This window comes from Ideonella alba, assembly GCF_018069875.1.
GTDB classification, from domain to species: domain Bacteria; phylum Pseudomonadota; class Gammaproteobacteria; order Burkholderiales; family Burkholderiaceae_C; genus Ideonella; species Ideonella alba.
This window is the reverse complement of sequence record NZ_JAGQDF010000014.1, coordinates 146,952-167,002: the sequence shown is the minus strand read 5'-3', so window position 1 is coordinate 167,002 and position 20,051 is coordinate 146,952. Positions and strand designations below refer to the sequence as shown.

Below are 20,051 nucleotides of genomic sequence, written 5' to 3'. Positions count from 1 at the left end.
GGGTCGAACGAAGTCAAGGAGGAGGCCGCAGGCCGGGGGACATGAGAGAGACCCCTTTCCCCCACCTCGCCTCAACCACATCTGCGGGAAACGACTGCCATGGGCAGCTGTCAGCCCTCCGCCAACGCCTCGGTCGCCAGCAACTGCTCGTACAGCGCCCGCCGCGCATGCCAGCCGGGACCGGCCCACAAGGGATCGGCCTCGTTCTCGAAGGCCAGCACGGCGCTGGACTCGTCGGGCCAGACCCGGATCTCGTGGCCGGGTGGGCCGCCGACGGCGTCCAGCTTGGCCCGCAGGTCGTCAGCGTCGAAGGCGAACCAGCAGTGCGGGGGCGCGCCTACGGGCAGCTCGAGCAGGTAGATCACTCGGCGCCCTCTGCGAAGACCTTCTTCCAGCTGGCCTGGCGCAGGCGCTCGGCCACGGCCAGGGGCGAGCCGTCGAAGCGATCATGGAAGCGCCGCAGCGCCGCCTGGGCCACGGAAGCCTCGGCCAGCGTCAGCGGCAGCCGCCCGGCCATGTGCGTGGCCTTGGGGCAGGCGCGCAGGATGGCCTGGCGGTTGGGGTGCTCGTCCAGCACCACCAGTTCGTCGGTCTCGGGCACGCCGGCCAGGCACAGCCAGCCGTCGATCACCTCCACCGGACGACCGTCCAGCGTGGTCTTCACCAGGATCGCGTCAGGCATGTCGGGCCTCGCTCAGAAAGTGACCAGGATGTCCTCGTTGCGGACAACGAACTGGCAGGCCAGGCGCCAGGGCGGCGGCATGTCCTTGGTCTCGGCGTCCTCGATCTGCTGCGCCGTGATCTTGCCGGCGAAGCGCAGCACCGTCTTCTCCTTCTCGGTCAGGGCCAAGCCATAGGGCGCCTTGTCCGACAGGATGCCGACCTGCACCGAGCAGGACCCGCATTCGCCGTTCTCGCACTCGAAGTCCAGCGGAATCGCATGCGCCTTGGCCACCGCCAGCAGCGTCTTGGTGTCGCCCGCCACCGCATAGACCGTCAGGTCCTTCTTCATGCGCGGCGAGGTGAATGTCACATTGGCCATGATGGGATGTTCCGTGTGTCACTCCGACGGATAGGGTGCTGCAGCCGCCGTCGCGAGCGGGTCGAGCCGGGGATCGAGGCGCGCAGCCGTACACCCGTACGGCGAGCACCGCAGACCCCGGATCGGCCCGCGCAGCAGGCGGATGCAGTGCCCTATCGGATGATGTCGTAGGAGTAGTCGGTCTTGCCGGGGATGATGGTGTTGGCGTCCAGCGTCTCGAAGAACTCGTCGAGCAGCATGATCAGCGTGCGCATCGCCCCGTCGTAGCCCCAGGTGGGGTAGCGGTGGTAGTGGTGCCGGTCGAAGATCGGGAACACCATGCGCACCAGCGGCGTGTTGGTGTCGCGCTCCAGGTACTTGCCGTAGGTGTTGCCGATCAGGAAGTCCACCGGCTCCACGTTCAGCAGGCTGCGCATGTGCCACAGGTCGCGCTTCGGGTAGGCCTTGCAGCCGGTGCCGTAGGGCGAGCTGTCGAACAGCGCCTGGACCTTCTTCGCCCAGTCCTCGGTGCCGTTGGTGGACAGCACGTGGGCCGGCTCGGCGCCCAGCTCCAGCAGGAACTCGGTCAGGCCCAGCATCTGGTCCGGGTCGCCGTACAGCGCGAAACGCTTGCCATGCAGGTGGGCCTGGCTGTCGGCCATCGCGTCGACCAGCTGGCCGCGCTCCTTCTCCAGCTGCGCGGGCACCGGTTTGCCGGTCAGCTCGCTGATCGCCATGATGAAGCGGTCGGTGCCGGCCACGCCCACCGGGCAGTTCAGCACCACCACCTCCTGGCCCTTCTCCTTCAGGTACTTGATGGTCTTCTCGGAGCAGTACTCCTGGAAGACGATCGTCGCCTTGGCGTTCAGGGCCTTCTCCACCTCTTCCTTGGTGGTGCCGCCGGCGTACATCCGGAACTCGCCGTCAGTGGCGGTGTTCCAGACCTCGGACGGGTCGCACAGCAGGGTGTAGTCGACGCCGAACAGGTCGAAGATGCGGCGCACTTCCTTCATGTTGCCGACGACGAAGCCGTCGAAGCCGCCGATGAAGTTGATGCTCTCGCCGGGCACGCGGGTCAGCGGCTCGGTGGTGCCGGCCTTGCCGTCCCAGAAGTGCTTGAGCACGCCCAGCAGCGCGTTGTCGTAGCCGGTGATGTGGCTGCCGACGAAGGCCGGGGTGTGGGCGAAGGGCACGTCGAACTCGGCCGGGACCGAGCCTTTCTGCTTGGCGTTCTTGATGAAGGCGTCCAGGTCGTCACCGATCACCTCGGCCATGCAGGTCGTGCTGACCGCGATCATGTCCGGCTTGTACAGGTTGTAGGTGTTGGCCAGGCCGTCGATCATGTTGTTCAGGCCGCCGAAGACCGCGGCGTCCTCGGTCATCGACGAGCTGACGCAGCTGGTCGGCTCCTTGAAGTGGCGGCTGAAGTGCGAGCGGTAGTAGGCCACGCAGCCCTGGCTGCCGTGCACGAAGCTGAGCGTCTTGGCGAAGCCGTTGGCCACGTAGACGGCGCCCAGCGGCTGGCAGGCCTTGGCGGGGTTGACCACCAGCGAATCGCGGGCGAAGTTCTTCTCCAGGTAGTCCTTGGACTTGGTCCAGTCACGGATCTCCTGGACCTTGGCGTCGGCATGGTTGAACTCGAAGTTCTCCTTCTTGTTCTTGAACAGCGCCTGGTATTCCGGCTCGCGGAACAGCATCTCGTGGTCGATGACCTTGTCGGCGTTTTGAGGCATGGTGCTCTCCAGTCGAATGGTGTTGCGGGGGACTCAGGCGGCCTTCTTCCACGGGGCGGACTTGGCCAGGGCCCAGATCGGGCTGCTGATGGCCATGTCCATGTCCCGGGCGAAGATGGCGAAGCCGTCGTAGCCGTGGTAGGGGCCGGAGTAGTCCCAGCTGTGCATCTGGCGGAAGGGCACGCCCATCTTCTGGAAGACGTACTTCTCCTTGATGCCCGAGCCCACCAGGTCGGGCTTGATCGCCTCGGCGAACTTCTCGAACTCGTAGCCGGTCACGTCGTCGTAGATCAGCGTGGAGTCCTTGATGTAGTGGGTGGTGCGCTGGTAGTCGTCGTTGTGGGCGAACTCGTAGCCGGTACCCACCACCTCCATGCCCAGGTCCTCGTAGGCGCCGATCACGTGGCGCGGGCGCAGGCCGCCCACGTACAGCATGACCTTCTTGCCCTGCAGGCGCGGCTTGTACTTGGCGATGGTGGCTTCCACCATCGGGCGGTACTTGGCGATCACCTCCTCGGCCTTGGCCTTGATGGTGTCGTCGAAGTGGCTGGCGATCTCGCGCAGGCTCTTCTCGATCATCGTCGGGCCGAAGAAGTTGTATTCCACCCAGGGAATGCCGTACTTCTCTTCCATGTGCCGCGAGATGTAGTTCATCGAGCGGTAGCAGTGCAGCACGTTGAGCTTGGCCTTGGGGGTGTTCTCCAGCTCGGCGATCGTGCCGTCGCCCGACCACTGGGCGATCACGCGCAGGCCCATCTCTTCCAGCAGGATGCGGCTGGACCAGGCGTCGCCGCCGATGTTGTAGTCGCCAATGATCGCCACGTCATAGGGCGTGGAGACGAAGTCCGGGCGCTTGTTGGGGTCGGTCTTGTCGAAGACCCAGTCGCGGATCGCGTCGTTGGCGATGTGGTGGCCCAGCGACTGGCTGACGCCGCGGAAGCCCTCGCAGCGCACGGGCACGATGGTCTTGCCACCGTACTCCTTGCTCTTCTTCTTGCTGACGGCCTCGATGTCGTCGCCGATCAGGCCGATCGGGCACTCGCTCTGCACCGAGATGCCCTTGTTCAGCGGGAACAGAGCCTCGATCTCGTCGATGATCTTGTCGAGCTTCTTGTCGCCGCCGAAGACGATGTCCTTCTCCTGGAAGTCGGAGGTGAACTGCATCGTCACGAAGGTGTCCACACCGGTGACGCCGATGTAGTAGTTGCGGCGCGCGGCCCAGCTGTACTGGCCGCAGCCCACCGGGCCATGGCTGATGTGCACCATGTCCTTGATCGGGCCCCAGACCACGCCCTTGGAGCCGGCGTAGGCGCAGCCGCGGATGGTCATCACGCCGGGCAGCGACTTGATGTTGCTCTTGACGCCGCAGTCGGGCTTGCCGTCCTCGAAGACGCCAAGGTGCTTGGCGCGGCGCTTGGCCATCTTCTCGGGATAAGCCTTCAGGACTTCGTCGATCAGGGCCTTGTTCTCGGCCTTGCGGTCTTCAACGGTCATGCTCATGGGGTGACTCCATCAAGGATGGTTCGGGGGTGTTCGGTGGGAGCGACGCTTGGCCGGGGGCCTTGTCGTGGTGGGGAGCGTGGCGGGCGCCGCGGCGCCCGCCACGGGCTCATCAGGCGGCCAGTTCCGCGGCGGTCTTGCCGACCTGGCTTTCGTCGATGGTCTTCATGATCCCGTGCTCCATCAGCAGGTCTTCCAGCTCATCCATGGTGATGGGGGTGGGGATCTTGCCGTTGCCCGCGTTGGCGTGCACCTTCTGCGCCAGCGTGCGGTACTCGGCGGCCTGCGCGCTCTCGGGGGCGTACTCGATGACGGTCATGCGGCGCAGTTCGGCGTGCTGCACGATGTTGTCGCGCGGCACGAAGTGGATCAGCGTCGAGTTCAGCTTGGCGGCCAGCGACTGGGCCAGTTCCAGCTCCTTGTCGGTCTGGCGCTCGTTGCAGACCAGGCCACCCAGGCGCACGCCGCCCGAGTTGGCGTACTTCAGGATGCCCTTGGAGATGTTGTTGGCCGCGTACATGGCCATCATCTCGCCCGACATGACGATGTAGATCTCCTGCGCCTTGTTCTCGCGAATGGGCATCGCGAAGCCGCCGCAGACCACGTCACCCAGCACGTCGTAGGACACATAGTCCACGCCGTCGTAGGCGCCGTTCTCTTCGAGGAAGTTGATCGAGGTGATCACGCCGCGGCCGGCGCAGCCCACGCCCGGCTCCGGACCACCCGACTCCACGCAACGGATGTCGCGGTAGCCGATCTTCATCACGTCTTCCAGCTCCAGGTCCTCCACCGAGCCGGCTTCGGCGGCCAGCGAGAGGATGGTGTCCTGCGCCTTGGCGTGCAGGATCAGGCGGGTCGAGTCGGCCTTGGGGTCGCAGCCGACGATGAGGATCTTCTGACCCATTTCCGCCAGGGCGGCCAGGGTGTTTTGCGAGGTGGTGGACTTGCCGATGCCACCCTTGCCGTAGAAGGCGATTTGACGCAGTGCAGCCATTTCAGTTCTCCAATCCAGGTATGAAGTTGGTCCAGCGAAACCGTTGAGGTCCGGTTCAAGCGTTCGTCGCGATCTCGATGCAGCCTTGGGTGCCTCTGTGGTCTTCTTCTGAAGCCCTGGGGGCGATACACGGGTGCCGCGCAGACCCCTTACTGCAACGGCCGTGCCATGTCGCTTGAGATCACTCAAGTGCTTGTTTTTCCGAGGGAAGTGCGCCTGAAGGGGCGCTGGGCGGGGTCGGCTGTGGCGTGTGCGAAACCCGACAAAACCCGGTCGGCGACACGACAGCCGGGCCGCCCTCGTGCGCGCGGGCGGCGCGTCGCGCGTGGGCGCATCGCTCACCCTTGACGCCCGGTGCCGGTGGTCATGCGATGGCCCGTCCAAGCCGGGTGGTATGGCCTTTGCAGACAGGGCTGTCCATGAGCACCGCCCTGCCCATCGTCAGCGCCCCGCCCGCCAACCCGCATTACGCGCGCATCGGTGGGCACGAGGCGATCGTGCGCCTGGTCGAGGCCTTCTACCGCGCGATGGACACGCGCGCCGATGCCGGCGTGATCCGCGCGATGCACGAGCCCGACCTGGCGCGGACCCGGCAGGTGCTGGTGCAGTACCTCAGCGAATGGATGGGCGGGCCGCGCGACTACTCGGCCCAGCGCGGCACGCCGATGCTGCGCCGCCGCCACCAGCCCTTCGACATCGACGCCGCCGCGCGCGATGCCTGGATGGCCTGCATGCGCCAGGCGCTGGCCGAGTGCGTGCCGGACGAGGCGCTGCGCGCCGAGATCGACGCTGCCTTCTGGAAGATCGCCGATTTCATCCGCAACACCGAGGGCGGCGGCCAGCCGCGCCAGCACCCCGGCCGACCGATGGAGGTCGCGCCCCACACCACCCCGGCCACGCACGCCAGTGCGGCCGCCACCGTTTCATCCCCCCACCGGAGTTCGACATGACCGCGATCCAGGACACCGCCTTCGCCCGCCTCGACGCCGAGGGCCGCTTGCTCAACAGCGTGCTGAAGGCACCCACCAAGAAGGCCGGCCGCTTCGGCTTCCGGGGCGACATCGCGCTGAAGTTCCAGGCCAAGCTGGCCGACGAGGCGCGCCCGCCCGAGATCAGCAGCGACCAAGTCATCGCGGTGGCCGAGGCCGGCTCGCCGCACATCAGCTTCCTCACCGGCTTCCTGCTGAGCTTCGAATACGTCAAGCTGCTGGCCGAGGTGCTGGGCGATGCGCTGTCGCCCAGTGGTGTCTACATCCTCTTCTGCGACAACATCGACATCAGCAAGAAGTACACGATGGACTACGCCGGCACCACCTTCGTGATCCTGCCGATCGACGAGGCCACCGTCTACAACGAGCTGCTCGAGCTGCTCTACCTGGAGAAGGGCGACCTGAAGAAGCTCGACACCGCCGGCAAGACCGACGCGATTGCCGACAAGGCCGCCAGCTTCAAGGCCAGCTTCCCGAAGATCAGCTACGAGGAAGGCCTGGCGCTGATGGGGCCCGTCCGCAACCTCTACGAAAACCGCCCGGTTTGAGCCCCGTCTTCCTGCTGCGCGGGCCGATCTGGCGGCTGTGATGCTCGCCGTACGGGTGTACGGCTGCGCTTCTCGCAGCCAGCTCGACCCGCTCGCGACGGAATCCGGGACTCGAACCCATCATGGCGCCTGATGAGTGCGATCAGCCGCAGCACTGGTACAGCACCAATCTGGTCGGCGTGCCGGCCCCGGTGCTGGCCAGCGCGGCCTACAACGCGCACCCGGTGCCGCTGCGGATTGCGGGCGCGCGCGAGACCCATGGCGGGCTGTTCGCGTTGCTCGGGCGCTGTGGTGAGCTGAGCGAGGCGCGCGAGGTGTTCGTGCATTACCTGGCCATCGTCTTCGGGCTGCAGCGGCCCGATGCGGACGATCACAGTCTGAGCGCGGCCGAGCGGCAGCGCTGGCGGCGCAGCTGGCGCGCGCTGCTGCAGGGCTGGGGCATGGATGCCAACGGTCCGGCCGGCGCGGTGCTCAAGGGCTGGGTGGAGAGCCGCTTCGGCCTGGTGCCGCGCTTCCATGGCGCGCCGCTGCGGCGCTTTCCGTCGCCGGCCTGGGTGGGCTACCTGGAGCAGAAGGTGGCCAGCCGCTACCACGGCAACGCGATCTTCCAGCAGCTGGACCTGCTCTACGAGTTCTGCCAGTGGAGCCTGCAGCGCTACCGGCCGGGCGTGAGCCACCTGCCGCTGTGGCGCGGCACCAACCGCTGCGACGAGCAGATCGTCGCCGGCCGGCTGGCCGACCGCCGCTGCACGCTGGCGCTGAACAACCTGGTGTCCTTCAGCCTGTCGGCCGACGAGGCCGGCTGCTTTGGTGACCGCGTGTTCGTCGCCGAGGTGCCGCTGACCAAGCTGCTGGTGTACCCGGGCCTGCTGCCCGGCCAGGTGCTGCAGGGCGAGCAGGAGGTGCTGGCGCTGGGTGGTGACTACGACGTGGTGCTGTGCGATGTCTGACACACGTGCGCTGTTCGACAAGGCCCTGGGCGCCTACCTGGGCCTGGCGATCGGCGACGCGCTGGGCGCGACGGTGGAGTTCATGCGCCCGCGCGAGATCCGCGCCCAGTACGGCGTGCACCGTGAAATGATGGGCGGCGGCTGGCTGAAGCTGGCCCGCGGTCAGGTGACCGACGACACCCAGATGTGCCTGGCCCTGGGCGACGCCCTGCTGCTGGCCGGCGCACCGCTGCTGGCCGCACGCGATGACAGCGCCACGCGGCAGATCGCCGAGGCCTTCGTGCGCTGGCTGCGCAGCAAGCCGGTGGACTGCGGCAACACCTGCCGGCGCGGCATCCAGCGCTACCTGGCCGACGGCAGCCTGCAGGGCCCGGCCAACGAGGGCGACGCCGGCAACGGCGCGCTGATGCGCAACCTGCCGGTGGTGCTGGCCACGCTGCACAACGAATCGCTGCTGGCCCACTGGAGCCTGGCGCAGGCGCGCATCACCCACCACCACCCGCTGTCCGACGCGGCCACGCTGGGCCTGGCCCGCCTGACGCGGGCCGCGCTGCTGGGCGCCGACACCGCCATGCTGGCCCACCAGGTCCAGGACTGGATCCAGGCCTGGCCCGCGTTCCGCCACCAGCCCTACCCCGGCCGTGCCAGCGCCTACGTGGTGGACACGGTGCAGACCGTGCTGCACTTCGGCTTCACCCATCCCGACTTCGAGCAGGCGCTGGTCGCCACCGTCAACCAGGGCGACGATGCCGACACCACCGGCGCGCTGGTGGGCATGCTGGCCGGTGCCCGCTGCGGCGCCTCGCGCCTGCCGCGGCGCTGGCTGCAGCGCCTGCAACCGGCCACGGTGCAGGCGGTGACCGGCCAGGTCAGCCATCTGCTGGCGCTGGCCGACGAGCTGGCGGCGCCGTCCCCCGGATGAGCCGCATCCGAACCCGAGCGACCACAGGCCCGTGATGACCCACCTGATCTTCTTCGAGAAGCCCGGCTGCGGCGGCAACGCCCGCCAGCGCGCGGCGCTGCAGGCCGCCGGCCACACGCTGGCGGTGCGCAGCCTGCTGTCCGAGCCCTGGACCGCGGCCAGCCTGCTCGCCTTCCTGGCGCCGCTGCCGGTGGCCGGGTGGTTCAACCGCGCCGCGCCCCGGGTGAAGTCCGGCGAGATCGTGCCCGAGCAGTTGGACGCCGACACCGCACTGGCCCTGCTGCTGGTCGAGCCGCTGCTGATCCGCCGGCCGCTGATGCAGCGCTGCGACGACGGCAGCCGCCGCGTGGGCTTCGACACCGCCGCCATCGATGCCTGGGTGGGCCTGGCGCCCGCGACGCTGGCACGATCCTCGCTGGAAGGCTGTGCCCACCCCGCCGAACCCTGCGCCACCCCCGGGAGCTGACCATGCCGCTGTTCGATTACCACTGCACCGCCTGCGCCGCCGACTTCGAACGCCTGGTGCGCGCCAGCGACACGCCCACCTGCCCGCACTGCGGCAGCACGGCGCTGGACAAGCGCGTCTCGCCGCTCGCGCCGGCCGGCAAGATCGAGGCGATCCGCCTGGCCCACCGCCGGGTTGCCGACCGCCAGGGCCTGTTCAACCACTACTCGCCCAGCGAGCGCGCGCGACTGCTCAAGGGCAAGACGGTCTGAGCCCTGCTCAGCCGCCGAGCGCCCGCAGGCGCAGCAGCAGGGCCAGCGCCACCAGGCTGCAGCCGCCGGTGAGCCACAGCGCCGACGGGCCCCAGTCCTCCAAGGCCAGCCCGAACAGCCAGGGCGCCAGCGCCTGCGAGACCCGCGCCGGCATCATCAGCAGCCCTTGTCGCTGGCCATAGCCGGCGGGACCGAACAGCACCAGCGGCAGCGTGCCCTTGGCAATCGTCAGGATGCCGTTGCCAGCGCCATGAAGCAGGCCGAACATCGGCGCCGCCACCGGTCCCAGCGCCAGCAGCAGGGCCGCGCCCAGCGGGTGCAGGCCGGCGGCCAGACGCGCCGACAGCAGCGGATGCCAGTGGCGCAGAAACCCGAACTCGGCCAGTCGCGCCGCCACCTGTGCCGGGCCGATCAGGCCACCGATCCACACCGCGGTGGACAGGCCCACGCCGCTGGCCTGCAGCAGCTGCGGCAAATGCGCTGCCATCGCGGTGGAGTTGAACCAGGCGATGGCGAAGACGCCGGCCAGCGCCAGTGTCGTGCCCAGGCCGGGCGGCGCGGGCGCGGTGATGGGCTCCTCGTCCGCGTCCGACACCGAGGGGTGCGCCAGCGCAGCGCTGCGCGCCCGCGGCACGCTGGCGTGCAGCGGCAGTCCCAGCAGCAGGTGCAGCCCGGCCCAGGCCAGGCAGGCGTCACGCCAGCCGTAGCGCGTCAACAGCCAGGCGCTCAGCGGCCAGGCCGCGGTGCTGGCCAGTCCGCCCAGCAGCGTGATGCCGGTGATGCCGCCACGCGAATCGCTGCCCCACAGCCGCACCAGCGCGGCAAAGGCCGACTCGTACAGTCCCAGGGACATGCCCACGCCCAGCAGCGCCCAGGCTGCGAACAGGCCCACTGGTCCCTGCACCTGCGACATCGCCGCCAGCGCCAGCGCCAGCACGCCATTGCTGGCCAGCAGCACCGGCCGGCCACCGTGCCGGTCCACCCAGGCCCCGGCGCGCGGGCCGCACAGCGCCGACACCACCAGCGCCAGGCTGAACGCCGCAAAGGCCGTGCTGACCGACAGGCCCAGCTCGGCCGCCATCGGGGCGGCCAGCACGGCCGGCAGGTAGTAGGTCGAGCCATAGGCCAGCACCTGACCCAGGCCCAGGGCGATGACGAGAGGCGCGCGCGGGTCCACCCGCGCATTGTCACTTCAGCGCGTCGAAGACCCTGGTCATCTCGTCGGCCGGCACGTCGTCCAGGGCCGCGTCCGACAGCGGGTCCTGGCCGGCCAGCCAGGCCGCCTCGGTCGCATCGTCATCCAGCGCCAGCAGCAGCGCCGCATTGAGCTCATAGGCGCCCCAGGCCAGGCCGGCGTCGCGCAGGGCCGACTGCAGCGCGCCCTGCACCAGCGCGCGCACCAGGCGGTGGCCGGGGCTGAAGGGCACTTCGTCGCGCCGACCCGCGGCCGCCTCGGCACAGGCCCGCAGGTCGTGCGAGGCATGGCCCCGGCAGGCCAGCGGCCGCACGGCGTAGATCACGCACACGCCCTGCGCGATGAACGGACAGCGCTGGCGCAGCGCCACCCGCTGGGCCTCGCCCAGGCCATGGGTGGCGGCGTCGGCGGCGCGCACCTGGCCGACCAGGTCGACGCCGCGCGACAGCAGCCGCGGCTGCACGGCGCGCAGGAAGGCCGCCACCGCCAGCACCTCGGGTGCGGTGGCCGACACCCGCAGCGTGCAGCAGGTGGCGCAGCCGCGGCCGCAGGCCAGCGGCGGCTCGTCGGCACATTGCTGGGCCACGTTGGCGCCGAAGCTGTCGGCCGCCTGGGCCAGCAGCTGCGACGCCAGCGTGGCGGCGCCGGCCTGCTGCGCCAGCGTGGCGGCAAAGGCCTGCTGCTGCTGGCGGAAGAAGTCGGGGGCGCTCATGGCTCAGCCGTGCGAATTCAGTAGTGGATCTGGAACCAGTCGGGCTCGCGCCGGTGCAGCTCATCCAGCAGCACCAGCGTGGCCGGCAACGCCGCGCTGGCCACGTACCAGACGATCTCCCGGCGCGCGGACTGCTGACGCTCCAGCGCGATCAGCACGGCGCTCCAGGCCAACCAGTCGACCTGCGGCAGGCGCAGCATCACCACCGGCGGCAGGTGGGCCAGCGTGCGGGCGATGTCCAGCAGATGGCCCTCGACCGCAGCCAGCGTGTTGGGGCTGGCGAACAACTCGTCGGCGCCGTCCTCCAGCCCCGACAGCAGGGCCAGCAGCGCATCACCATGGCGGTGGATCAGGTCGAACAGCGCGCGGGCGTACATGGCAGGGCGACGAAGGTGGGTCCGGTTTGTCGGAAGGTCGACAGACGGCAGCGCCACGCGGCGGGCCGACGCGGGGCTGCGTGCAAGACCCGTGCTCAGCGGGCCCCCCGCGGTTCGCCGGACGCTCAGCCCGCCTCGATCAGCCAGGCCAGGTAGGCCTGCAGCGCGCGCACCTGGCGCTCGCCGTGGCGCGCCAGCGCGGCGCGCAGCGCGGCCCGGCGCGCGGGCGGTGTGTCGGCGCGCAGCGACAGGCCGTAGGCCTGCAGCGGCGAGCGCAGGCCGGGCTCGTCCAGCGCCTGCGCGCCCAGCCCGGGCAGCACCGCCCGCCACAGCGCCCGGGCCGACCAGGAGCCCGCCTGGTCGGGGTGGTAGGCGTGGGCCCGCCCCAGCGCGAACACATCGACCAGGCCGGCCGCCAGCGCCTCCAGCCGTGCCGCCTGCGCCGGCACGCGCTGCGCCAGTTCACGCAGCCGGTTGCGCTCGAAGCCGGCCTGGTAGGCGAACAGCGTGCCGCCGGGCGGCAGCGCCGCCAGCAGGCGCTGGACGAAGTCGGTGCGCGGATCGGACTGGCCCTCGGCCAGGTGCTGCTGCAGCGTCCAGCCGCCATCGGCGGTGGCCTCGCCCAGCGTCCACTGGAAGGGCAGGATCTGGTAAGGCCGGGTGCCTGACCAGATCGGCACCGCCAGACCGATGGTCTCGATGCGCAGGAAACGCCAGGGCCGCGGCCAGTGGGCGGCCAGCGCGGCCACACCGGGCTCGCGCACCGGGGCACCCTGCTGCACGGCGCGCGCAGCGCGTCGCAGCCGCGGCTCGGCCAGTGCCTGCAGCGGCACGTCGAGCACGCTGCGGTGGCCCGCCAGCCGCAGTTGCTCGGCGCGCTCGCGGCCCAGGATCTCCAGCGCCTGCGCGGGCGGCACGGCCGCGGGCGCCGGCTCGCCGGCGTGGCAGTGGTCCGCGTAGGCGCAGCCGCCGTCGGCCGCGCAGGGCGCCACCAGCGGCATCGGCGGCTCGCGGCCCTGGGCGCCGCGCTGCAGCGCCACCAGCCACTCGGCCACCGGCCGGCTGCCCAGCATCGGTCCGACGTCGACCTCGCGGAACAGGCCGGCGTAGCAGCCCAGGCCCGGGTACAGGAAGTCGGTGTCGATCAGCAGCAGGCCCACCGACTGCAGCCGCCAGCCGGCCCGCGCCGCGACGTGCGCGGCCCAGGCCAGCGCATCGACATCCGGCGCGTCAGCCACCGTGCCCAGGCGCAGGCGCCACAGCCGCCAGCCCCGGGCGCCGCGCTGCATCACGTCGATGCGGCAGCGCGCGCCATCGTCGCTGGCCAGGCAGGCGCCCAGCAGCGCGGCCTCGGGGTCGGGGCGCGCACTCAGCTCGGCCAGGGCGAGCTGGGTCTGGGCGACGGCACGGTCCCAATCGTCCTCGTCACGGGGCGCGGCGATCTCGCGCGCGCCGGCATAGGACGCCCGCAGCGCCACCGCCGCTTCGGCGCTGTCGGCCACCCGTGGCGGCTGGCCGGTCGGCGCCGCGCCCTGGCGGTGCAGCCAGTGCAGGCGCGGGCAGGCGCGCCAGCGGCGCAGGTCCGGCTCGTCGAGGAAGGGGGGCGGTGTCATCGTGCTTTGATCTGGGTGCGGCGCGCTCCGGCCTGGTGCCCGGTCGTGTCCGCCCGGTCGCCGACCATGCAGACGGCGTGCCAAGCCGGTGCAAGAACGCGGGTTTACCCGAGCACGCTTCTTGCCTGTTACCAGGCAGAAACGCGCTTCAGGAGATCCCGCATGGGCCGACAGCTGCACGCCTACCTCGCCCCCACGGCGCTGCCCGATGCCGCCACGCTGCAGCGTGCGCTGGACGCGCTGCAGCTGGGCCTGGAACTGCGCGGCGCCTGGCCGCCTGCCGGCCCGACCGCCGAGCTGCCGCTGTCACTGTACGGCCAGGACGCCTGCGTGCAGGTGGACCTGCAGGCGGCGCCGCACTGGCCCGAGGGTGTGCCCTGCGAGGTGGATGTGGCCACGCTGGAGCTGATGCTGGCGCTGCGCTGGAGCGGCGGCCCGCGCGAGCACCTGGCCGCGCTGGCCCTGGCTGCGGCGCTGGCCGAGGGCGCCCAGGCCCAGGTGCTGGAGCCCGAGTGCCGGCTGGCGGTGGGGCCCAGCGCGCTGCAAACCGTGGCGCGCGAGATCCGCGACGAGCAGCTGTGATCAGCCGCTCGGCACCGGCCTGCGGCAGCCGGTGAAGGGTGGGACCGCCCAGCGTGTCGATCGCACCGTGGATGCGGCGTGCCACGGCCGTGTGATGCCCTTGCGCAGGTCACGAGACACCCACCTGTCGACCCTTCCCGCCGAGCGGGAGGCGACCAGAAGCCCCCGATGCCCCGTGCCACGCGCTCCCCCGCCCTGCCCCCTGCTGCCGCCCCCATGCCGCCCCGCATGGCATGCGGCAGCTGGCGCTGGTGGCGCCGGTCAGGCGCTGGTGAGCGGCCTCAGGCCGGCACCGCCAGCATCACGGCGTAGGCCTTGAAGGTGGCGGTGGCCGCCTGGCCCACGGCCAGGCCCAGCGCATCGACCGCGTCATTGGTGACACTGGCGGTGATGGTGGCGCCGCCCGGCAGCGTGACGCCCACCAGCGAGCTGACCGCGCCCTTCTGCACCCGCGAGATCGTGCCGGCCAGCTGGTTGCGCGCCGACAGCTTGTAGCCGGCGAAGTCGGTCACCAGCACCACCTCGGAGGACTTGACCAGGGCCAGTGCCTCGGCGCCCAGCTTCAGGCACAGGCGCGAGGCCGCCGCGGCGGTCATCGAGGCGGTGACGGTCTGCCCGTGGCCGATGTCCAGCGTGGCCTGGGTGGTGGCCGGGCCGTCATGCAGCTCGGTGACCAGGCCGGCGAACTGGTTGCGGGCGGTGGCTTTCATGGACAGTCTCCGAAGCAGGTTGGACAGGTGCGATTGCTGCAGCAGCCAGGCCTCCTGCTCGGCCAGGAAGCCGGCGTGGCGGGCCTGCAGCTGGTCCCAGGTCTCGAGCAGGTGGCGGGCGGCGTAGGTCAGGCGCGAGCCGCCGCCACCGCGGCCGCCGGTCTGGCTGACCAGCAGCGGCGAGCGCGCCAGGTTGCCGGCGGTCTCCAGGATCAGCCAGGCGCCCTTGTAGCTGTAGCCCGCGGCGCGCGCGGCCTTCTGCAGCGAGCCGCTGGCGTCGATCGCGCGCAGCAGGGCGAAAAAGCGCGCGTCGAGCCGGCCGGCCAGGCGCAGTTCGCCCTGCAGCAGGGTGGTGTCGCGCCGGGCACCGGGCTCGGTCGGGGCGCCGGGCAGGCTGTCGACAGCGGCGGGAGGTGTGGTTTCCGACAAATCGGACGCTCGTGATGTGCTTGTGTACTGTACGGCGTTGCAAGCAGAAATCACGCCCGGAGGCGCCATGGCTGCCTTTCTCCCAGGGAACAGCAGGCTGGCGTCGGCGTTGGCACGATCGCTGCAACCATGTTCGTGATGTCTTCGATAACATAACGCCACGACTCCGCCCGAGGCTGGCGTTCGACCGGGAGTCCCCGATGCCACCCCTGACCCTCCTGATCCTGCTGCTGGCGGCCCTGTGGGCCCCGGCCGCGGCGTGGGCCGAGAAGATCACCATCGCGGCCGCAGCCGACCTGAAGTTCGCGATGGACGATGTGGTGACCGCCTTTCGCCAGACGAACCCCGGCGATGAGGTGGAGGTGGTCTATGGCTCCTCCGGCAAGTTCTTCGCGCAGATCCAGAACGCTGCGCCCTACGACCTGTTCTTCTCGGCCGACATCGGCTATGCGCGCGAGCTGGCCAAGGCGGGCCTGGCCGCGTCCGAGGTGCGCCCGTATGCGGTGGGCCGGTTGGTGCTGTGGAGCGCCAGCCTGGATGCGCGCGGCATGACGCTGGCCAGCCTGGCCGACCCCAGGATCACCCGCATCGCCATCGCCAACCCGCGCCACGCGCCCTACGGCCAGCGCGCCGAGGAAGCGCTGCGCGCCGCCGGCGTCTGGGCCCAGGTGGAGCCCAAGCTGGTCTACGGCGAGAACATTGCGCAGACCGCGCAGTTCGTGCAGACCGGCAATGCCCAGGTGGGCCTGATCGCGCTGGCCCTGGCGCTGAGTCCCGAGTTGTCGGCGCGCGGCGGCCATGCGTTGGTTCCCGAGCGGCTGCACCAGCCGCTGGAGCAGGGCTTCATCATCACGCGGCGGGCGGCCGGCAGCGCACTGGCGCGCCGCTTCGCCGATTTCAGCGCCAGCCCGCCGGCGCGCGCCGTGATGGACCGCTACGGCTTCGTGCTGCCGGCCGGAGCGGCGGGGCGATGAGCGATCAGGACCTGCAGGCCCTGTGGCTCACGGCCCGCCTGGCCGCCACGGTGACGGCACTGCTGCTGCTGATCGGCACCCCGGTGGCGTGGTGGCTGGCGCGCACCGGCAGCCGCTGGAAGGGCCCGGTCAGTGCGGTGGTGGCGCTGCCGCTGGTGCTGCCGCCCTCGGTGTTGGGCTTCTACCTGCTGCTGGCGATGGGCCCCGAGGGCCTGGTGGGCCGGCTGACCCAGGCGCTGGGACTGGGGCTGCTGCCCTTCAGCTTCGGCGGCCTGGTGGTGGCCTCGGTGTTCTATTCCCTGCCCTTCATGGTGCAGCCGCTGCAGTCGGCCTTCGAGGCCATCGGCGAGCGGCCGCTGGAGGTGGCGGCCACGCTGCGCGCCTCGCCCCTGGATGCCTTCTTCAGCGTGGCCGTGCCGATGGCCGCGCCGGGATTCCTGACGGCCTCGGTGCTGACCTTCGCGCACACCGTGGGCGAGTTCGGCGTGGTGCTGATGATCGGCGGCAACCTGCCGGGCGCCACGCGCGTGGCCTCGGTGCAGATCTACGACCACGTCGAGTCGCTGGCCTACCCGCAGGCGCACCGCCTGGCCGCGGTGCTGCTGGTGTTCTCGTTCACGGTGCTGCTGGCAGTCTATGCCTGGCGGCCCGCCGCCCGGCGGGAGGCCTGAGATGAGGGACATCGAGGCCCGCTTCCAGCTCGAACGCCCGGGCTTCACGCTCGATGTCGACCTGCGCCTGCCGGGGCGTGGCGTCAGCGCGCTGTTCGGCGTGTCCGGCTCGGGCAAGACCACGCTGCTGCGCTGCATCGCCGGGCTGGAGCGCGCGGCGCGCGGCCGCCTGGTGGTGGACGGCGAGGTCTGGCAGGACGGCAGCCGTTGGCGCCCCACGCACCAGCGGCCGATCGGCTATGTCTTCCAGGAGGCCAGCCTGTTTCCGCACCTGTCGGTGCAGGCCAACCTGCGCTATGGCCTGCGGCGCAGCCCGGGGGCCTCGGACACGCCGCTGACGCAGGCGATTGAGTTGCTGGGCATCGGCCACCTGCTGGCGCGCCGGCCGGCGCAGCTCTCGGGTGGCGAGCGCCAGCGCGTGGCCATCGCCCGGGCGCTGGCCGTCAGCCCGCGCGTGCTGCTGATGGACGAACCGCTGTCGGCGCTGGACCTGCGCCGGCGGCAGGAGGTGCTGCCCTACCTGGACCGCCTGCACGACGAGCTGGCGATGCCGCTGCTCTACGTCAGCCACGCACCCGACGAGGTGGCGCGTCTGGCTGACCACCTGGTGGTGCTGGAGCAGGGCCGCGTGCAGGCCCAGGGACCGCTGCGCGAGACCCTGTCGCGGCTGGACCTGCCGATCCGTCTGGGCGAGGACGCCAGCGCCATCGTCGACGCCCGGGTGACCGAGATCGACGCGGCCTGGCACCTGGTGCGCGTCGACTTCGACGGCGGCCACCTGTGGGCGCGCGATCCCGGCCTGGTGCTGGGTCAGCGGGTGCGCGTGCGGGTGCTGGCGCGCGATGTCAGCCTGGCGCTGGCGCCCGGCACCAGCAGCATCCAGAACGTGCTGCCCGGCGTGGTCGACGCGGTGGGTGACGACGAGCACCCCGGCCTGGCGCTGGTGCGCGTGCGCGTGGGCGACGCCCTGCTGCTGTCCCGCCTGACCCGGCGCTCGGCGGCGGCGCTGCAGGTGGCGCCAGGCCAGGCGCTGTGGGTGCAAGTCAAGTCGGTGGCCTTGCTGGAGTAGCCCCGGGCCCGGCCCACCCGGCATGCTGGCAGGGCCCGCGTGCAGGTCGGCGTTCAGGCCAGGCCATCTGGCGCTCAGCGCGCCGAGCGCACCAGCCGCACGTACAGCGGGTTGCCGATGCCCGTCTGGTTCTGCACATAGCTGTCCGCGAAGTCCACCGTCCAGGCGATGTTGGGGCGCTGCGCGAAGGGCGTCGAGGACCAGGCCTTGTCCTGCGGTGTGGCCGGGAACACGCTGGCGTCGATCGCCGGCAGGCGGCAGCCCATGTCGAGCAGACTGGCCAGTTCCTTCACCTGGGGCAACCGCCAGCCGCTGGGGTTGTTGCCGGGGTTGGCCTGGCGGGCCAGTCCCAGCGCGTCGGCGTGGGTGTGGGTGGTGGCGGTGCCGGTGCAGGTGCTGCCGTTCCAGGTCTGGCCGGCACTGCAGCGTTGCCAGACCAGGCCGCTGCGCAGGTCGATGACCTGGTCGTCGTGCAGCTCGAAGCGCTGGGCTGCGGGCCAGGTGGGGCAGGCGGCATGGGCGTTGCAGGCCACGGCCAGCAGCGCCAGAGTCTTGATCGTGTTCATCATCACCTCCTTGAAGTCGTGGCGTCGCACATCGGTGGGGTGCCTCAGGAGCCCCCGCGGACCAGGCGCACCTGGTGCAGGTAGCCGCCGCCGCTGACAGGGCTGAACTCCGGCTCGTAGGCCTGGCTGCCGCTGGCCATGTCCATCACCCAGCGGTAGTTGCCGGTGGCATCGACGGTCGCCGTCCAGTGGAGGCCGCTGTGGCTGCTGTTGACGAACCAGGCCGGCGGCAGCGACGAGCCGGCCGTGGTGATGCCGTAGTCGATGATCGAGCGCATCTCCTCGGCCGTGGGCAGGCGCCAGTCCGAGAAGCCGCACAGGCGCACGCGGTTGACCTCGGCGATGTAGTCGTCCTTGGCCCAGAGGTTCGCGCCCGGGTTGGTGCCGGTGCCGAAATGGATGTTGCTGTCCGTCGAGCGCTGGCCGGTGACGGTCTTGCCCTCCCACACCAGGCCGGTGCGGTTGTCCTTGACGCATTCATCCAGCGCATGGGTGCCCACCCGCGTGAAGCTCATCTTCTGCACCGCAGCGCGGTGGCCGTCCTGCTGGCCGTTCAGCGCGATCGCGTCGGCCGCCGAGCAGGCGCCCAGCGTGATGCCGCCCGTGATCGAGTAGCACTGGCTGCTGGTGATGCCGCTGTGCGGCAGCCGGGGGGCCGGCGCCGTCACCGCGGGCACGGCCACCGGCAGTTGCCAGGCGGCCAGCTGCGGGCCGGCCGCGTCGGTGGCATGCAGCACACCGGACTGGTTGCCCGCCGGGGTGGCCAGATCGATCTTGCAGCTGAACAGGCGCTGGGTGGCGCTGGGCGTGCCGGTCTCGGTGGGGGCGGCGGTGCAGCCGTCCACGGCCATGGCCAGCACCGCGTCGGCCTGCAGCGCGGTGCCGCTGACCTTGAACTGCACCGTCTCGCCAGCGGTCACCGTGCCGGTGCCGAAGCCGCTGGTGCTGGGGCTGGACCAGGTGACGCCGCTGACGTTGCTGACCACGGCCACGGTGGGCTGGGCCACGGCCTGGCCGTTGAGGGTCAGCGCCAGCTGGCGCGTGCCGGGCAGACGGAAGCTGCAGCGCACGTCCATCGTCGTGTCGGTGACGTCGGTGGGCGCGTCGCAGCGGGCATCCGGGTCGTCGCTGACGGCCAGCTGCCAGCCACTGGCCGGCCAGCCGCTGCCGGTCAGGCGCAGCGTGGTCGGCGTCATGCGCACGGCCTGGGCCGGGGTCAGCGCCTGCCAGCGCACCGGGGCCACGGTCAGCGTGAACACCGCGCTGCGCACGCCGGTCAGGCCGTCGGCCCCAACCACCTGCGCGCTCAGGCGGTGCTCGCCCGCGGCGAGCGGCGTGGCAGGCGTCAGGGTCCAGGTGCGACCCGACACCGTGGGCGCGCTGGCCAGCGCCAGATCGCCGTCGTAGACGCGCAGCGTCTGGCCGGCGCCCAGCGCGGCGGACAGGGTGCCGCTGATCGTGGGCGTGGTGTCGTCGGTGCGGCCGCCGCTGGTGACCGCGCCGGGTTGCGTGGCGCTGTCCGAGCGCACGCTGTCCAATGTGGTCGAGGGCAGCACCACCGTGCCGCCGCCGCCCTGCGCAGGGTCGCTGGGCACCTCGCTGCCACCACCGCCGCCGCCGCAGGCGCTCAGCATGGCGCACAGCATCAGGGTCAGGGCAGACCGGCCGAACGCCGGGCTGCACTGGGCGGGTGCGGCTGTCGATGGCCGCTCAGGTCGGTTCTTGGGGGCGTGCATGTCAGGTCCTCCACATCGCTGGTCCCGCCACGACACGGGGCCG

23 protein-coding genes are annotated in these 20,051 nt (G+C 71.0%); 10 read left to right on the top strand and 13 right to left on the bottom strand.

The genetic code is table 11. From position 1 onward, the window contains the following. Positions 1-110 precede the first annotated feature (110 nt). From KAK07_RS21270 to nifH, 6 genes are all read right to left on the bottom strand, one after another. Positions 111-365, bottom strand: coding sequence for a hypothetical protein (locus KAK07_RS21270; RefSeq protein ID WP_210856738.1), 255 nt, complete (start codon positions 363-365; stop codon positions 111-113). Next, positions 362-682, bottom strand: a complete 321-nt coding sequence (locus KAK07_RS21265; protein WP_210803807.1) for a hypothetical protein — start codon at positions 680-682, stop codon at positions 362-364. The genes KAK07_RS21270 and KAK07_RS21265 overlap by 4 nt, the downstream gene beginning before the upstream one ends. A gap of 12 nt (positions 683-694) precedes the next feature. After that, entirely contained in the window at positions 695-1,042 is a 348-nt protein-coding gene (locus KAK07_RS21260; RefSeq protein ID WP_210856739.1) for a 2Fe-2S iron-sulfur cluster-binding protein, read from the bottom strand. Positions 1,043-1,194: 152 nt separating this feature from the next. After that, positions 1,195-2,754, bottom strand: coding sequence for a nitrogenase molybdenum-iron protein subunit beta (gene nifK / locus KAK07_RS21255; RefSeq protein ID WP_210856740.1), 1,560 nt, complete (start codon positions 2,752-2,754; stop codon positions 1,195-1,197). Positions 2,755-2,787: 33 nt separating this feature from the next. Further along, positions 2,788-4,254, bottom strand: a complete 1,467-nt coding sequence (gene nifD / locus KAK07_RS21250) for a nitrogenase molybdenum-iron protein alpha chain (RefSeq protein ID WP_210856741.1) — start codon at positions 4,252-4,254, stop codon at positions 2,788-2,790. A gap of 112 nt (positions 4,255-4,366) precedes the next feature. Further along, positions 4,367-5,248, bottom strand: a complete 882-nt coding sequence (gene nifH / locus KAK07_RS21245) for a nitrogenase iron protein (protein WP_210856742.1) — start codon at positions 5,246-5,248, stop codon at positions 4,367-4,369. 419 nt (positions 5,249-5,667) lie between these two features. Here nifH and KAK07_RS21240 point away from each other — a divergent pair, with 419 nt between their 5' ends. The 6 genes from KAK07_RS21240 (at position 5,668) to KAK07_RS21215 (ending at position 9,374) form a co-directional block, all read left to right on the top strand. Further along, positions 5,668-6,198: a group II truncated hemoglobin gene (locus tag KAK07_RS21240; protein ID WP_210856743.1), complete on the top strand. Its 531-nt coding sequence runs from the start codon at positions 5,668-5,670 to the stop codon at positions 6,196-6,198. Next, a complete protein-coding gene (locus KAK07_RS21235) occupies positions 6,195-6,785 on the top strand; it encodes a hypothetical protein (RefSeq protein ID WP_210863112.1) in 591 nt (196 codons plus the stop codon). The genes KAK07_RS21240 and KAK07_RS21235 overlap by 4 nt, the downstream gene beginning before the upstream one ends. A 122-nt stretch (positions 6,786-6,907) precedes the next feature. Then, complete coding sequence (locus KAK07_RS21230; RefSeq protein ID WP_210803814.1) at positions 6,908-7,735, top strand: NAD(+)--dinitrogen-reductase ADP-D-ribosyltransferase; 828 nt, start codon at positions 6,908-6,910, stop codon at positions 7,733-7,735. After that, a complete protein-coding gene (gene draG, locus KAK07_RS21225) occupies positions 7,728-8,657 on the top strand; it encodes an ADP-ribosyl-[dinitrogen reductase] hydrolase (RefSeq protein ID WP_210863110.1) in 930 nt (309 codons plus the stop codon). Before KAK07_RS21230 ends, draG begins: the two co-directional genes overlap by 8 nt. A gap of 34 nt (positions 8,658-8,691) precedes the next feature. Continuing rightward, positions 8,692-9,123: an ArsC/Spx/MgsR family protein gene (locus KAK07_RS21220; RefSeq protein WP_210863109.1), complete on the top strand. Its 432-nt coding sequence runs from the start codon at positions 8,692-8,694 to the stop codon at positions 9,121-9,123. Between the two features lie 2 nt (positions 9,124-9,125). Continuing rightward, positions 9,126-9,374: an FmdB family zinc ribbon protein gene (locus KAK07_RS21215; RefSeq protein ID WP_210803817.1), complete on the top strand. Its 249-nt coding sequence runs from the start codon at positions 9,126-9,128 to the stop codon at positions 9,372-9,374. Positions 9,375-9,381: 7 nt separating this feature from the next. On the opposite strand, the gene KAK07_RS21210 is transcribed toward KAK07_RS21215, so the two are convergent. The 4 genes from KAK07_RS21210 to KAK07_RS21195 all read right to left on the bottom strand — a co-directional run bounded on the left by KAK07_RS21210 (position 9,382) and on the right by KAK07_RS21195 (position 13,271). Next, positions 9,382-10,551, bottom strand: a complete 1,170-nt coding sequence (locus tag KAK07_RS21210) for an MFS transporter (protein ID WP_210863107.1) — start codon at positions 10,549-10,551, stop codon at positions 9,382-9,384. A gap of 10 nt (positions 10,552-10,561) precedes the next feature. After that, positions 10,562-11,281 (bottom strand): YkgJ family cysteine cluster protein, encoded by a 720-nt coding sequence (locus KAK07_RS21205; RefSeq protein WP_210863105.1) that lies wholly within the window; start codon positions 11,279-11,281, stop codon positions 10,562-10,564. Between the two features lie 17 nt (positions 11,282-11,298). Continuing rightward, complete coding sequence (locus KAK07_RS21200) at positions 11,299-11,658, bottom strand: hypothetical protein (protein ID WP_210863103.1); 360 nt, start codon at positions 11,656-11,658, stop codon at positions 11,299-11,301. 125 nt (positions 11,659-11,783) lie between these two features. Then, positions 11,784-13,271 (bottom strand): DUF2779 domain-containing protein, encoded by a 1,488-nt coding sequence (locus KAK07_RS21195; protein ID WP_210863102.1) that lies wholly within the window; start codon positions 13,269-13,271, stop codon positions 11,784-11,786. A gap of 162 nt (positions 13,272-13,433) precedes the next feature. On the opposite strand from KAK07_RS21195, the gene KAK07_RS21190 reads away from it, so the two are divergent. Next, positions 13,434-13,853, top strand: a complete 420-nt coding sequence (locus KAK07_RS21190; RefSeq protein WP_210863100.1) for a hypothetical protein — start codon at positions 13,434-13,436, stop codon at positions 13,851-13,853. A gap of 281 nt (positions 13,854-14,134) precedes the next feature. Here KAK07_RS21190 and KAK07_RS21185 read toward each other — a convergent pair whose 3' ends face one another. After that, positions 14,135-14,911, bottom strand: coding sequence for a TOBE domain-containing protein (locus KAK07_RS21185; RefSeq protein WP_247664526.1), 777 nt, complete (start codon positions 14,909-14,911; stop codon positions 14,135-14,137). Between the two features lie 281 nt (positions 14,912-15,192). On the opposite strand from KAK07_RS21185, the gene modA reads away from it, so the two are divergent. Genes modA through modC form a run of 3 tightly spaced genes read left to right on the top strand, consistent with a single transcriptional unit; the run spans position 15,193 to position 17,706 of the window. Further along, positions 15,193-15,966: a molybdate ABC transporter substrate-binding protein gene (gene modA / locus KAK07_RS21180; protein WP_210856744.1), complete on the top strand. Its 774-nt coding sequence runs from the start codon at positions 15,193-15,195 to the stop codon at positions 15,964-15,966. After that, positions 15,963-16,637: a molybdate ABC transporter permease subunit gene (gene modB / locus KAK07_RS21175; protein ID WP_210803825.1), complete on the top strand. Its 675-nt coding sequence runs from the start codon at positions 15,963-15,965 to the stop codon at positions 16,635-16,637. The genes modA and modB overlap by 4 nt, the downstream gene beginning before the upstream one ends. Before the next feature lies 1 nt (position 16,638). Beyond that, positions 16,639-17,706: a molybdenum ABC transporter ATP-binding protein gene (modC, locus tag KAK07_RS21170; RefSeq protein ID WP_210803826.1), complete on the top strand. Its 1,068-nt coding sequence runs from the start codon at positions 16,639-16,641 to the stop codon at positions 17,704-17,706. A 74-nt stretch (positions 17,707-17,780) separates the two neighbouring features. On the opposite strand, the gene KAK07_RS21165 is transcribed toward modC, so the two are convergent. Beyond that, positions 17,781-18,272 carry an Lcl C-terminal domain-containing protein gene (locus KAK07_RS21165; protein WP_210803827.1) on the bottom strand — a complete coding sequence of 164 codons (492 nt, stop codon included), beginning with the start codon at positions 18,270-18,272 and terminating at the stop codon, positions 17,781-17,783. A 44-nt stretch (positions 18,273-18,316) separates the two neighbouring features. Then, complete coding sequence (locus KAK07_RS21160; RefSeq protein WP_210863096.1) at positions 18,317-19,918, bottom strand: Lcl C-terminal domain-containing protein; 1,602 nt, start codon at positions 19,916-19,918, stop codon at positions 18,317-18,319. Between the last annotated feature and the right edge of the window lie 133 nt (positions 19,919-20,051).